The organism is Phycisphaerales bacterium (assembly GCA_040217175.1).
GTDB lineage: Bacteria > Planctomycetota > Phycisphaerae > Phycisphaerales > UBA1924 > JAHCJI01.
Map to the genome: position 1 here is coordinate 1108652 of JAVJNT010000002.1, position 11968 is coordinate 1120619.

Consider the following 11968-nt stretch of genomic DNA (forward strand, 5'->3'; position numbering starts at 1 on the left):
GCACTACGCCTTGGCTCGCCGTCGCCGTGGCTTGAAGATTGCCGTTGCCTGGGCCGGTGCGCGGAGATCGCGGACCGGCCCGTTGCTCACGCGCTCCATCGCGCTCTTCGCCATGTCGGACGAATACTCGCAGCCGACGTACCGCCGGCCCAGGGCCGTGGCCGCGACGGCGGTGGTACCGCTCCCGGTGAAGGGGTCGAGCACGAGGTCGCCTTCGTTGCTCGTGGCGCGCACGACGCGAGCGAGGTAGAGCTCGGGAAGCTGGTTGTCGTGCCTGCCGCGGCGTTCGGCGTTGTTGCCCTGGATGCGGCCCCAGTACTGGCCGTACCACACGTCCATCGGCAGGCGCATGCCGGCGGGCATGCCGTCCTTCTTGTCCATCGTGCGCGGGTCGAAGTACGTCGTCGCGCGGTCGCTGGGCTCCAGCACCTCTTCGGGGTTCCAGGTGCGGTTCTTGGGGTCCTTGCAGAAGTACAGCACGTGCACCTTGCTGTTGATGAACCGGCCCGTCGTGTTCTGTCCGAAGCGGTAGTGCCACACGCACCAGTTGACCATGTGCAGGCCGCGCTGCTTGAGGTGCACCACGATCTCGGCGGCCCAGTCGTCGGGGATGTTGATCCACAGGCTGCCCGTGGGCTTGAGTGCCTGGATGCACAGGTCGATCCAGCGCTGCGTAAACGCCGTCACCTCGCCAGGCTCGCCGAAGCTCTGCGACACGTCGCAGTACTCCTCGTCGGGCATCGAGTCGTCCCACTTGTCGTAGCCGCGGGCCCAGTTGAAGGGCGGGTCGGCGAAGACAAGGTCGACCTGGCCCTTCGCGCACTCGGGAATCTGCGGCAAGAGCTCTCGACAATCGCCCACGAACACCCGGCAGTCTGGCAATTCTCCGCCGCTCGGGCGCAAGGGCTTCGGCAGCTTCGACTTGGATCGCGTCGTGGGTTTCGTGGTCGCTGAGGCGGGCATCGAAGAGTGTACCGCGCTCTTGCGGATTGCGCCACCGCGCGTGATGGACAAGGAGCATGTGCGCCGATACGTTCTCCCCGGCCCGATCGATGTTGCCCGGGCCAACGCGCACCGAAGAGAGAGGTCGTGGCCGTGCAGGACAATCCGCGCAAGAGCACGGCCGGGCTCTGGTCGAGCCCGGCCGTTCGTGCCATCCGTCTCGGCGGGTTGTGCGTTGTCGCGGCGGCGGGCCTCATGGCCGCCGGAGCCCTCGTCGTGCGCCAGCCCACGGCTTCCGCGGGCAAGGCCAGCCTGGCGCTGCTCGTGCTCCCCGGCCTGGCGCTCGGCGCCCTCGCCATCCATCGGGCGGTGCGCCTGGGCCGGGGCTAGGCGGGCCTCAGCTCGCGCCGGCCGTCTCGAGGGCGGGGGCCTGCGGCAGGTCGACGTCGGTGCCGTTCACGTGGTTGAAGTAGTTCGTGAAGAAGTTCAGCGCCACTGCGGCGATGACCTCGACCACGTCGCCGTCGTCGTAGCCGGCGTCCTTGAACGCCCGCAGGTCGCCCTCGTCGGCGAAGCCCTTCTTCTCGAGCAGGGACCGCGTGAACGTCACCAGGGCGCCGAGCTTCGCGTCGTCGAGGTCGCCGCGGCGGGCGGCGATGGTCTGGGCCTCGCTGAGGCCCGCGCCCTTGCCGATGTGCGTATGGGCCGCCAGGCAGTACTCGCAGTCGTTCTGCTGGGCCGTCACCAGGGCGACGATCTCGCGCTCGGCGGCGGTCAGGCTGCCCTCGGCCAGGGCTCCGCTCATCCCCAGGTAGGCCTGGAGGCCGGCGGGCGAGTTAGCCATGCCCTTGAAGATGTTCAGGTGCTTGCCCTTCAGCGGGCCGTCGAACAGCTCCTTGGCCTTCCCGGTGGCGGTGCTCGGATCGATCGTGTTCAGGCGTGGCATCGTGGTCTCCTTTGGCTTTGAAGCGTGCTGGTTCAGACTCCGTGCCGGGGCGAACCACGGCCCATGGAGGCCTATTCATGTATCTGCATTTAATTTTTCGCCGTCCTAACTTTGGCCACGCAAAAAGCCGGCCCACGAGGGACCGGCTTCGTTCGGGTCGTCGAGCCTTGAGCGGCCCGGCAACGTGACTCAGGCGGCGCGGCGACGCGGGCCCGAGCGACGCGACGCGAGCGTGTAGCTGCGGGTCGTCGAGGCAGCGCGGCGGACCGTGCCCTTGCGAGCGCTGGGCTTGCGGGCGGCCGTCTTGCGACCGGTGCTGCGAGCCTTGGTCGTGGTGCGCTTAGCCGTCGAACGCTTCGCGGCCGGCTTGGTGGTCCGGGCCTTGGTGGTCCGGGCCTTCGAGGTGCGTGCCTTGGTCGTGCGCTTGGCGGTCGTGCGGGTCGACGCCTTGCGAGCCGTGCTCTTCCGAGCGGCGGGCTTGCGGGCGGCGGACTTCCGCGCGGTGGTCCGCTTGGCGGTCGTGCGGGTCGAGGCCTTGCGAGCCGTGCTCTTGCGAGCGGCAGGCTTGCGGGTGGCGGTCTTGCGCGCCGTGGTCCGCTTGGCGGCGGTACCGGTCTTGCGCGTGGTGCGCTTGGCGGTGGTGCCGGTCTTCCGCGCCGTAGTCCGCTTGGCGGCGGCGCGGGTCGAGGTCTTGCGAGCCGTGCTCTTGCGAGCGGCGGGCTTGCGGGTGGCGGTCTTGCGCGCCGTGGTCCGCTTGGCGGCGGTACCGGTCTTGCGCGTGGTGCGCTTGGCGGTGGTGCCGGTCTTGCGCGTGGTGCGCTTGGCGGTGGTGCCGGTCTTGCGAGCGGTCGTCCGCTTGGCGGCCGGTTTGGCCGTCTTGCGGGTCGGGCTCTTGCGGGCGGTGGTCCGCTTGGCGGTCGAGCCCGAGGTGCGGGTGGTCTTCCGGGTGGTGCTCTTGCGGGCGCCGGTCCGGCCGGTGGTGCGCTTGGCGGCGGTCTTGCTGCCGGTAGCGCGGGTGCGGCGCGACGGGGCCGTCCGGGCCGCGTGCGTGCGGCTGGCGGTCTTGCCGGTCGTGCGGCGGCGAGTCGAAGATGTCCTCTTCATTGCGTGAATCTCCAAGCGGGCCGCCTTCAGGTTGCTCCCGGGAGGACCGATGTGGTCCTGCACAGCCGGGCGATATGGTTCGTGCGGCCTGTTCCAGTTCGTCCGGTCGCCGTCAGTGGCGGATAACCCCGAACGCTGGGTCCATCGACGCAACATCACACGCCCATGAGCGAATCCGACGAAAAAAAGTAAAACCGACCCCATTCGCGCAAAACCCGCGCATAAGAAAGCCCGACGTGCCCCCATCCACCGCTCAAACGCACTCGCCCTGGTCGCCCACGAGCTGGCACGAGCGCCCGCGCGCCCAGGCCGTCGCATACGAAGATCCCGCCGCACTCCGCCGCGCCGTCGATCGCCTCGCGAGCCTGCCGCCCCTGGTCACCTCGTGGGAGATCGAACGCCTCAAGGCCAACCTCGCCGACGCGCAGCTCGGCAAGCGCCTGATCATCCACGGCGGCGACTGCGCCGAGACCCTCGACGAGTGCAGCCCGGCCACCATCACCGCCACGCTCAAGATCCTCCTGCAGATGAGCCTCGTGCTCATCCACGGCTCGCAGAAGCCGGTGGTCCGCATCGGGCGCCTCGCCGGTCAGTACGCCAAGCCGCGCTCCAAGCCCACCGAGACCAAGACCGTCGATGGCCAGGCCTGCGAACTGCCCAGCTACTTCGGCGACCTGGTCAACCACGCCGAGTTCGAGCCCGGCGCCCGCCGGCCCGACCCCGAGCTCATGCTCGCCGGCTACCACCACGCGGCCATGACGCTCAACTTCATCCGCTCGCTGGCGACGGGCGGCTTCGCCGACCTGCACCACGCCGAGCAATGGGACCTGCGCTTCCTGACGAACGCCCAGCTCTCGGCCGAGCTGCGCGAGCGCTACCAACGCATGAGCCAGGAGGTGCGAAGTGCAATTCGCTTCGCCGAACTCATCAGTGCGGGCTCCATGGATGAACTCAACCGCGTCGACTTCTTTGCCAGCCACGAGGGGCTCAACCTCGAGTACGAGAGCGCCCAGACACGCCGCGTGCCCCGGCGCGACGGCTACTACTGCCTCACCACCCACCTGCCCTGGATCGGCGAGCGCACGCGCGCCCTCGACGGCGCCCACGTCGAGTTCTTCCGAGGCATCGCCAACCCCGTGGGCGTCAAGATCGGCCCCAGCATCGACCCCGACGAGGCCGTCGCCTTGCTGCGCACGCTCAACCCCAAGCGCGAGCCGGGCAAGATCGTGCTCATCTCGCGCATGGGCGCCACCAAGGTCGACGCCCTGCCGCCCATCCTGCACGCCGTCGAGAAGTCGGGCGAGCCGGTCGTCTGGCTGAGCGACCCAATGCACGGCAATGGCCAGGTGACCGACGACGGCCGCAAGACGCGTCACTTCGACGCCATCGTCGCCGAGCTTCGCAGCACCATGGCCGCCCACAAGCAGGCCGGCACCGTGCTCGGCGGCGTGCACGTCGAGGTGACCGGGCACGACGTGACCGAGGTCATCGGTGGCGCGTCGGGCGTGACGCAGGAGCGACTGTCCGAAAACTACGCCACCGCGTGCGATCCGCGATTGAACTACGCGCAGGCGCTCGAACTGGCGTTCATCCTGTCCGGAGCGCTCAGCCAGGACTCGGAGCGAACGGCCGGCGATCTTCCGGCGTAAAATAAGCAATGCCCACGTACGACTACGAGATCCTGGACAAGAACGGCGAGCCCACGGGCGAGACCTTCGAGTACGTCCAGCGAATGGCCGACGAGCCGCTGACCAAGCACCCCGAGACCGGCAAGCCCTGCCGCCGGGCGATCTCCGCGCCCGCCATCGCCGGCAAGTGGAGCGACCTCAACAAGACCCAGATGAGCAACAAGCGCCTGGGCGAGCTCGGCTTCACCAAGTTCGAGAAGAAGGGCGACGGCTACTACGAGCGGACCGCAGGAAACGAGGGGCCGAAGACGATTAACGCGGACGACTACCTCTAGTCCACGAGCCCGTCCAGCCCGCTCAGCCCTACCGGCTCCTTCGTAAAGAACCCCTCCCCCGCTTCGACGCCAATCCGACTGCCGAGATACGTCGCGCTCGCCTCGACCCAGTCGACGACCCTGCGGTTCTTCTCGGGCAGCACGAACTGCGTGTGGTACGCGCGGATCGACTCGATCTTGCGCTGCACATACCCAGTGATGTCGAGCACGAAGCTCGGGTTGGCCACCCAGCGCAGGTGCGTGGCGTAGTAGTAGAACAGCCACTTGGGGTAGATGGGCTCGCCCGCCGCCATCCCCTCGGGCACGGGCATGTCGATGCCCGTCAGCTTCGCGTCGAACCGCGCGTCCTCGACGATCCGCGTCACGGCTCGATGGTCCGGGTGCGCATCCTCGAAGAACGGCGTGAACACGATGCTCGCCTGGTGGGCCCGGATGACCCCGGCGATGGCGTGCCGGTTCTCGATCGTGTGCTCGACGAACCGGTTGGGCAGTCCCAACAGCACGCGCCGTACCGGCTTCGCGTTCGGAAACTTCGCAACGTCAGGCGACAGGATGTCCGCCGCCTTCTTCGCCTCTTCGGCCCGTGTCACCGGATCTCCATACGGCGTGGGCTCGCCGTTGGTGACGTCCAGCAGCAGCACGTCGTGCCCCTGCTCGGCCAGCTTGGCGATCGCCCCGCCCATGCCGAGCTCTTGATCATCAGGATGCGGTCCGACGACGAGGATGTTGGCCATGGGCGGAGGGTACGGCCCGGAATCTCTCGCTACCGCCGCTGCCCCACCGCCACCAGCCCGTACTTCACCGGCGGCTCGCCGTCGGCCTGGTCGACCGTCAGCTCGACCAGCGCCAGCAGCTCGGGTCGCTCGGCCGCGAAGAAGCCGCCCGCGCCGAAACGCCGACCCTGCTCGTCGACGAAACGCGTGAGCGGGAGCTCCAGCGTCTGGCCGATCGCCAGCCCGTCGATCGCGTAGCCATACCGCCCGTTGAGCCAGAGCGTGCCCGGGCCGAAGCTGCGTCCGGTGGTGTTGGTCAGCCGCAGCCTGGTTCCGGAGCGAAACGCGTGGATGTCCAGCGTCTCGACGCGGTCGCTGGCCTGCGGATAGACCGGCCCGCTGTCGAGCTCGCCCGTCGACGCACAGCCGGTCAGGACGCACGCGACGCCCAGGATCACGATGACAACGCTCCGCCGCATCGCCAATGGTGCCCCGGCCATGCCGCCGCGTCCACTACCATTGACGACCCATGTCGTGCGAGACCGCCTCACGCAACGCCACCGCACCCGCGCCGGGCATCGCCCCCGGCGGCGAGGGGCTCGACGCGCGCGCCATCGCCCGCGAGATCGGCCGCACCGGCGTGCACCCGCACCTGCCCGCGACCATCCCCGGCATGGACGCCCCGTTCTATCAGGCCGGGCTGGCGGGCTACTCCGACGCCGCCATGCGGATCATCGCCCGCCGCCACGGCTGCCCCCTGTGCGTCACCGAGGCCCTACTCGACCGCACCCTGCTGGCCGGCGGCCGAGGCTTTGCCAAGGCCGACCTGGGCGAGCTGCACGACAACGTCCCCGGCGGCGAAGACGACCACCCACTCGTCGGCCAGATCATGGGCAGCGACCCCGGCGAGATGGCCGCTGCGGCGATCAAGATGGTCGAGCAAGGCAGCCGTCGACCGAAGGAGTATCGCAAGCTTGCCGAGGGCGGCGAGCTATCCATCGAGCACGTGAGCGAGTCGTCCTTCCAGGCCATCGACATCAACCTCGCCTGCCCGGTCAAGAAGATTGCCAAGAAGGCCCGTGGCGGGCACTGGCTCGCCGAGCCCGGGGGCGCCATCGATATCTTGAAGGCGGTGCGCGACGCGCTGCCCGAGAGCATGCCCGTGACGCTCAAGATCCGCCGCAGCTTCGACGACACGCCCGAGATGGCGCGCAACTTCATGCGCATCTTCGACGCCGCGTACGACCTGGGCTACGCATGGGCCACCGTGCACGCGCGCACCGTGCAGCAGAAGTACGTCGGCCCGAGCCGGTGGGACCTGCTCCGCGACATCGTGCACCAGCGCCCCGGCCGCGTCGTCTTCGGCTCGGGCGACATCTGGAACGTCGACGACGTCTTCCGCATGATCGGCTACACCGGCGTCGCCGGCGTCAGCATCGCCCGCGGCTGCATCGGCAACCCCTGGATCTTCCGCCAGGCCCGAGACCTGATGGCCGGCGACGAGCCCCGCCCCCCCACTATCACCGAGCAGCGACAAGTCCTCGAAGACCACTTCGAGCTCGCCCTGCGCGTCAACGCCCACGTCCGCGACCCCGAGCACCACACCGGCAAGACCATGCGCAAGTTCGCGATCCGCTTCGCCCAGCACCACCCGGCGGGGGACGAGGTGCGCAAGCGGTTCATCGGGGTGAAGGGGTTGGAAGATTGGCGAAGCGTACTCGATGCGTTCTACCAGCCCGCGAGCATCTCGACATGACCGACGCAACCTACAGCGATGGCCTAGCCGGCGGTCTGGTCCGATCCTGGCTCGAGGTCTTCGAGCGCCAGAAGGCCTTCGCCGAGCATGCGTTCGACCAGCTCGATGATGCCGGGTTCTTCGCGTCGCCGGGCGAGGGCCTCAACAGCGTCGCCATCATCGCCCAGCACCTGGCGGGTAATCTCAAGAGCCGCTGGACCGATTTCCTCACCAGCGACGGCGAGAAGGAATGGCGCGATCGTGACGCGGAGTTCGTGCCGCCTGCCCCGACCGCCGAAGGCCGATCAACACTCATGCAAGAGTGGGAATTGGGCTGGCGGACGCTCTTCGAGGCCGTAAGGCCGCTTACGCCAGCAGACCTCGACAAGACGATCACAATCCGTGGCGCACCGCACGCCGTCCACGCGGCCGTCGCCCGCCAACTCGACCACTACGGATTCCACATCGGCCAGATCAACGTCATTGCGCGTATGCACGTCGGCGCTGATCGATGGCGTTGGTTCACGATCCCGCCGGGCGGCACAAAGGACTTCAACGACGCGATGCGCAGGCGGAACGCGTAGGCGTTAAGCCCGCTTCTCCCCCCCACCCGGATACGCAATCCGACCGTGGTAAATACTCGCCACCGTCTTGCTGATCGAATCGCCCACCGCGTCCAGCTCCTTGAGCGTCAGGTCGCAGTCGTCGAACTGACCGTCCGTCAGCCGCTTCTGGGCGAGCCGCCGCACGAGCTGGTCGATGCGGCTCGGCGTCGGATCGGCCATCGTGCGTGTCGCGCTCTCGACGGCGTCGGCCAGCATGAGGATGGCGCACTCCTTCGTGCGAGGCTTCGGGCCCGGGTAGCGATACTCCATCTCGCTGGGCTCGCTCACGAGGTCGCCCTCGCGGGCCTCGCGCTTGCTCACCGTGCCGGCCTCGGCCGACGCGGCCTTGCTCACGGCCCGGCTCTCGCGCGCCGCCTCGGCCTCGTCGGCGGCCTTCTTCTTGGCCCGGTGGTAGAAGTACTCCACGAGCGTCGTGCCGTGGTGCGCCTCGATGTAGTGGTGCAGCGTGCGCGGCAGGCCGAACTCGCGGGCCAGCTCCACGCCGTCCTTCACGTGCCCCACGATCACCAGCAGGCTCATGGCTGGGCTCAGCTTGTCGTGCTTGTTGGGTCCGCCCGCCTGATTCTCGACGAAGTACTCGGGCTTGTTCATCTTGCCCACGTCGTGGTACAGCGCGCCCACGTAGGTCTGCAGCGCGTCGGCCCCAATAGCGTCGGCCGCGGCCTCGGCGATCGACGCCACGTTCATCGAGTGGTTGTACGTGCCCGGCGCTCGGCGCTGCAACTCCTTCAGCAGCGGGTGCTTGGGGTCGCGCAGCTCGATCAGCTTCATGCCCGTCGTGATGTCGAAGGCCTTCTCGACGCTGGGCAGGATGAACAGCACGATGCCCGCCGTCGCCAGCCCGCCGCTGGCGGCAAAACCCATATCCCACGTCAGCTCGAGCAGGCCGCGCCCCGACAACGGCCGGCCGAGCAGCCCGCCGCCGAGTGCCGCAGCCGCAAGCGCCAGCGCCGTCGCCAGCCCCGCCCGCACGAACGCGCGCCGATCACGGATCTCGCTGAGCTGCCACGCCGCCGTCGCCGCGCCCGCCAGCGGGATCAGCACGAACCACGAAGGCCGCGACAGGGCCACCGTCACCAGCACCGCGTGGCCGGCCGAGATCGCCAGCGCGATGCGTGCGTCGTACGCGATCGCGAGCAACATCGCCAGAAGCAGCGTCGGCGCGACCGCAAGCAGCATCAGCAGCCGGGGCTCCAGCGCCGTCGACCATACCGCGAGCGCAAAGCAACAGACGAACAGGCCGGCAATGCCCAGCATGCGCTCAGGATTCCGCGCCACACGCGGGCAGTACCACGCGAGATACACCGTCAGCCCCAGCACCACCAGTACGCACACCGCCGCCGACCCGAGCAATCGCGAACCCAGCGAAAACACGCCTCGCGCCCGAGACACGGCCTCCCGCTCGCTCCGCAGCAGGCCGATGGTCTCCAGGCCCACCGGCTCGCCGCGCCGCACGATGACCTGACCGGCCTGTACCTCGACGAACGCCTCGGCGACGCCCTCGACGGCCTGCGTCTGGCGCGCCGCCGACGCCGCCTCGTCCATGCGGTAGGTCGGCTCGGTCTGGTTGGCCAGCCTCCCGACGACGAGCGAGCGCAAGGCCGCGTCGCTGAACTGGGCCGCGTCCGCCAGCCGTTCGGCGGCCTCGCGCCGGGCCTCGGGGCTGCCGCTGTTGACGAGGTTGGCAGCCGTGGTATGGATGGTCGAGCCGCCCTGATCACTGCTGAGCCAGATGATCGCCGTCTCGCCCGCCTCGCTGCCACCGAGCTGGGCGCTGCGCTGCCGCTCGGTCTGCCACGTTGCCGGCTCGACGAACGGCCGCCGCTCGAAGCTCGTCCGCAGACGCGTCATCGCTTCGGTCCAGCTTGGTGCGACGGCGTCTTCGGTCACGAGCGCACGAACTGCGGTGAGCTCCTCGGCGTCGAGGTCGAACCGTGTTCGGATCTCGGGCGCCACCTGGTCGAGCGTGGCCGCATCCTTCAGCGTCAGCGGGAGCTGCGCGAGCCCGTCGACCGTGCTGCGAAGCTCGGGCCGGGGCGCGAAGATCCTTGCGGCTCGATCGCGCGCCAGCGTGCGCTGCTCGTCCGTGCGCGCAGGGTCGGGCATGCTGAACGCTTCGCGCGCCACCACCGTCTCGTCCGACAGGCGGCCCATCGGCAGCAGCGGTTGACCGCTGGCCGACCACGTCAGCATCGTCAGCAGCCCCGCCGCACCCACGGCGATGATGACCGCGTATCCGGTGCGCGGGTTGGTCAGCAGCCGCTTGAAGCGCTCGGCGGGCGTCGACCGCTCGCGCCGGAGCGTTATGCGACGACCCGAGTTCTTGGACTTCTGCCAAGGCCAGCGCATCAGGCGTCTCCTTCCGATGCCACCGGTTCGGTCGCCGCATCACGCGTTGGCGCGTTCGTGCGCGGCTCGTCGCCGCCGTACGCGTCGATGATCCTCTGCACGAGCGCGTGCCGGACGACGTCCTCACGCGTGAGGGTCGCAAAGGCCACGCCGCGCACGCGTCGCAGCCGCCTTGCCGCGTCGACCAGCCCGCTGCCCGCCGGCTCGTCGATGTCGACCTGCGTCGGGTCGCCCGTGACGATCATCCGCGAGCCCTCGCCCATGCGCGTCAGGAACATCTGCATCTGCCCGATCGTGCTGTTCTGCGCCTCGTCGAGCAAGATAGCCGCCTGGTTGAGCGTGCGCCCGCGCATGAACGCCAGCGGCGCGATCTCGATCACTCCGCTCTCCATGAACCGCTCCATCGTGCCAACGTCCATCATGTCGTACAGCGCGTCCAGCAGCGGCCGCAGGTACGGGTGCACCTTGGCCTGCATGTCGCCCGGCAGGAAGCCCAGCCGCTCACCCGCCTCGACGGCCGGGCGAACCAGCACCAGCTTGCGCACGCGGTCGGTCCTCAGCAGGTGCACGGCCGCCGCTACAGCCAGGTACGTCTTGCCCGTGCCCGCCGGCCCCATGCCGAACACCAGTTCGTGCGTGCGGATGGCTTCGAGGTAATGCGCCTGACCGGGCGTGCGCGCGCGGATCTGTCGTCCACCGCTGTAGACCGCGAGCGGGCCTTCCCAGGCCTCGCCCTCGCGCGGCGGCACGCGCGTCGGGCCACGACCGGCCTGCCGCCCGAGCGCCTCCACGCCCGGCGTGGTCGATACGTCTGGGTAGTTCGAGTCGCTCGCAGACATCAGCCCGCCCGACGCGGCTTCGGCCAGCATCTGCAGCACGTCGGGCGTCGAGGCCCGCCCGCCGCGGCGCAGCACCGCGCGCAGGAATCGTTCGGCCGCCCGTACGCCCTCTTCCTGGCCGCTGATGCGCACGATCCCGCCCCGGGGCGTGACCGATACACCGAGCCCCTCGCGGAGCAGGCGTACGTTTCGGTCATGAACCCCGAGCACCCGAACCGGATCGGGGCCGATGGGAAACTCGATGGTCAGTTCCAAACGCCGGCCTCCGGGCCCGGTGCCACCTGCGGCCCTCGTGGTCAGTTTCGTCACGAGCCCAATCCTACCTGAGCCCCAATCGCCGGGCGGAGCGAAATGCGAACAATATCCTACCTCATAGCGCTCGTCCTGGTGCTACCCGCCGCCGCCTGCCGCGTGGGCCCAGACCGGGACCTGGTGGCCACAGGTGGCCCGAGTGTTCTCGGACCCGTCGAGGGCGAACGCGAAGACGTCCCGCGTGCGCTGCTCGTGGGCCTCGAGGCGGCCCAGGGCGCCATGCTGGTCGGCAGCTGGGACGGCGACACCTACGGCGCCTCGTTCCTCATCGTCGAGAGCCTCGAGGGCACCGTGACCGCCATCGATCACCGCGACGGCACGTTCACCCTGCGGGCGTTCGTCGAGCCCGAGGGCGATCGCACGACCCAAGAGGTCCTGCTCGACGCATGGGCTCTCCGCCTGAGCCAGCTCAACGGCGTCGAGTGGGCGCCACGGTAAC

The 11968-nt window shown here is 69.2% G+C and carries 13 protein-coding genes; 6 read left to right on the forward strand and 7 right to left on the reverse strand.

Annotated features, from left to right (window positions below; translation table 11 throughout):
* Window positions 1-3 precede the first annotated feature (3 nt).
* The gene (locus tag RIA68_11925; GenBank protein MEQ8318148.1) at window positions 4-963 is read right to left on the reverse strand and encodes a DNA methyltransferase; all 960 of its coding nucleotides are present in this window, start codon (window positions 961-963) and stop codon (window positions 4-6) included.
* 126 nt (window positions 964-1089) lie between these two features.
* Here RIA68_11925 and RIA68_11930 point away from each other — a divergent pair, with 126 nt between their 5' ends.
* Window positions 1090-1332 carry a hypothetical protein gene (locus RIA68_11930; GenBank protein MEQ8318149.1) on the forward strand — a complete coding sequence of 81 codons (243 nt, stop codon included), beginning with the start codon at window positions 1090-1092 and terminating at the stop codon, window positions 1330-1332.
* A 7-nt stretch (window positions 1333-1339) separates the two neighbouring features.
* Here the strand turns inward: RIA68_11930 and RIA68_11935 are convergent, their stop codons facing one another.
* The gene (locus RIA68_11935) at window positions 1340-1888 is read right to left on the reverse strand and encodes a carboxymuconolactone decarboxylase family protein (GenBank protein MEQ8318150.1); all 549 of its coding nucleotides are present in this window, start codon (window positions 1886-1888) and stop codon (window positions 1340-1342) included.
* Between the two features lie 189 nt (window positions 1889-2077).
* Complete coding sequence (locus RIA68_11940; protein ID MEQ8318151.1) at window positions 2078-2992, reverse strand: hypothetical protein; 915 nt, start codon at window positions 2990-2992, stop codon at window positions 2078-2080.
* A 236-nt stretch (window positions 2993-3228) separates the two neighbouring features.
* Between RIA68_11940 and RIA68_11945 the strand changes: the two genes are divergently transcribed.
* Complete coding sequence (locus tag RIA68_11945) at window positions 3229-4641, forward strand: 3-deoxy-7-phosphoheptulonate synthase class II (GenBank protein ID MEQ8318152.1); 1413 nt, start codon at window positions 3229-3231, stop codon at window positions 4639-4641.
* Between the two features lie 8 nt (window positions 4642-4649).
* Window positions 4650-4955, forward strand: a complete 306-nt coding sequence (locus RIA68_11950; GenBank protein MEQ8318153.1) for a hypothetical protein — start codon at window positions 4650-4652, stop codon at window positions 4953-4955.
* Here RIA68_11950 and RIA68_11955 read toward each other — a convergent pair.
* On the reverse strand, window positions 4952-5689 hold the full coding sequence (locus RIA68_11955; protein MEQ8318154.1) for a PIG-L family deacetylase: 738 nt from the start codon (window positions 5687-5689) through the stop codon (window positions 4952-4954). The two genes, RIA68_11950 and RIA68_11955, sit on opposite strands and share 4 nt — an antisense overlap.
* Before the next feature lie 29 nt (window positions 5690-5718).
* Window positions 5719-6147 (reverse strand): hypothetical protein, encoded by a 429-nt coding sequence (locus RIA68_11960; protein ID MEQ8318155.1) that lies wholly within the window; start codon window positions 6145-6147, stop codon window positions 5719-5721.
* A gap of 50 nt (window positions 6148-6197) precedes the next feature.
* Between RIA68_11960 and RIA68_11965 the strand changes: the two genes are divergently transcribed.
* Together RIA68_11965 and RIA68_11970 are read left to right on the forward strand one after the other, a co-directional pair.
* A complete protein-coding gene (locus RIA68_11965) occupies window positions 6198-7424 on the forward strand; it encodes a tRNA-dihydrouridine synthase family protein (protein MEQ8318156.1) in 1227 nt (408 codons plus the stop codon).
* Window positions 7421-7987 (forward strand): DUF1572 family protein, encoded by a 567-nt coding sequence (locus RIA68_11970; GenBank protein ID MEQ8318157.1) that lies wholly within the window; start codon window positions 7421-7423, stop codon window positions 7985-7987. Before RIA68_11965 ends, RIA68_11970 begins: the two co-directional genes overlap by 4 nt.
* A 3-nt stretch (window positions 7988-7990) precedes the next feature.
* Here RIA68_11970 and RIA68_11975 read toward each other — a convergent pair whose 3' ends face one another.
* A complete protein-coding gene (locus RIA68_11975; protein ID MEQ8318158.1) occupies window positions 7991-10378 on the reverse strand; it encodes an HDIG domain-containing protein in 2388 nt (795 codons plus the stop codon).
* A complete protein-coding gene (locus tag RIA68_11980) occupies window positions 10378-11526 on the reverse strand; it encodes a PhoH family protein (GenBank protein MEQ8318159.1) in 1149 nt (382 codons plus the stop codon). The genes RIA68_11975 and RIA68_11980 overlap by 1 nt, the downstream gene beginning before the upstream one ends.
* Before the next feature lie 42 nt (window positions 11527-11568).
* Between RIA68_11980 and RIA68_11985 the strand changes: the two genes are divergently transcribed.
* Window positions 11569-11967: a hypothetical protein gene (locus RIA68_11985; GenBank protein MEQ8318160.1), complete on the forward strand. Its 399-nt coding sequence runs from the start codon at window positions 11569-11571 to the stop codon at window positions 11965-11967.
* Window position 11968: the final 1 nt, after the last annotated feature.

Bases quoted from the DNA above. Each gene is read 5' to 3' on its own strand.
- RIA68_11970 (MEQ8318157.1), top strand. From the start codon at position 7,421: ATGACCGACGCAACCTACAGCGATGGCCTAGCCGGCGGTCTGGTCCGA.
- RIA68_11975 (MEQ8318158.1), bottom strand. From the start codon at position 10,378: ATGCGCTGGCCTTGGCAGAAGTCCAAGAACTCGGGTCGTCGCATAACG.
- RIA68_11985 (MEQ8318160.1), top strand. From the start codon at position 11,569: ATGCGAACAATATCCTACCTCATAGCGCTCGTCCTGGTGCTACCCGCC.
- RIA68_11955 (MEQ8318154.1), bottom strand. From the start codon at position 5,689: ATGGCCAACATCCTCGTCGTCGGACCGCATCCTGATGATCAAGAGCTC.
- RIA68_11940 (MEQ8318151.1), bottom strand. From the start codon at position 2,992: ATGAAGAGGACATCTTCGACTCGCCGCCGCACGACCGGCAAGACCGCC.
- RIA68_11925 (MEQ8318148.1), bottom strand. From the start codon at position 963: ATGCCCGCCTCAGCGACCACGAAACCCACGACGCGATCCAAGTCGAAG.
- RIA68_11965 (MEQ8318156.1), top strand. From the start codon at position 6,198: ATGTCGTGCGAGACCGCCTCACGCAACGCCACCGCACCCGCGCCGGGC.
- RIA68_11935 (MEQ8318150.1), bottom strand. From the start codon at position 1,888: ATGCCACGCCTGAACACGATCGATCCGAGCACCGCCACCGGGAAGGCC.
- RIA68_11960 (MEQ8318155.1), bottom strand. From the start codon at position 6,147: ATGCGGCGGAGCGTTGTCATCGTGATCCTGGGCGTCGCGTGCGTCCTG.
- RIA68_11950 (MEQ8318153.1), top strand. From the start codon at position 4,650: ATGCCCACGTACGACTACGAGATCCTGGACAAGAACGGCGAGCCCACG.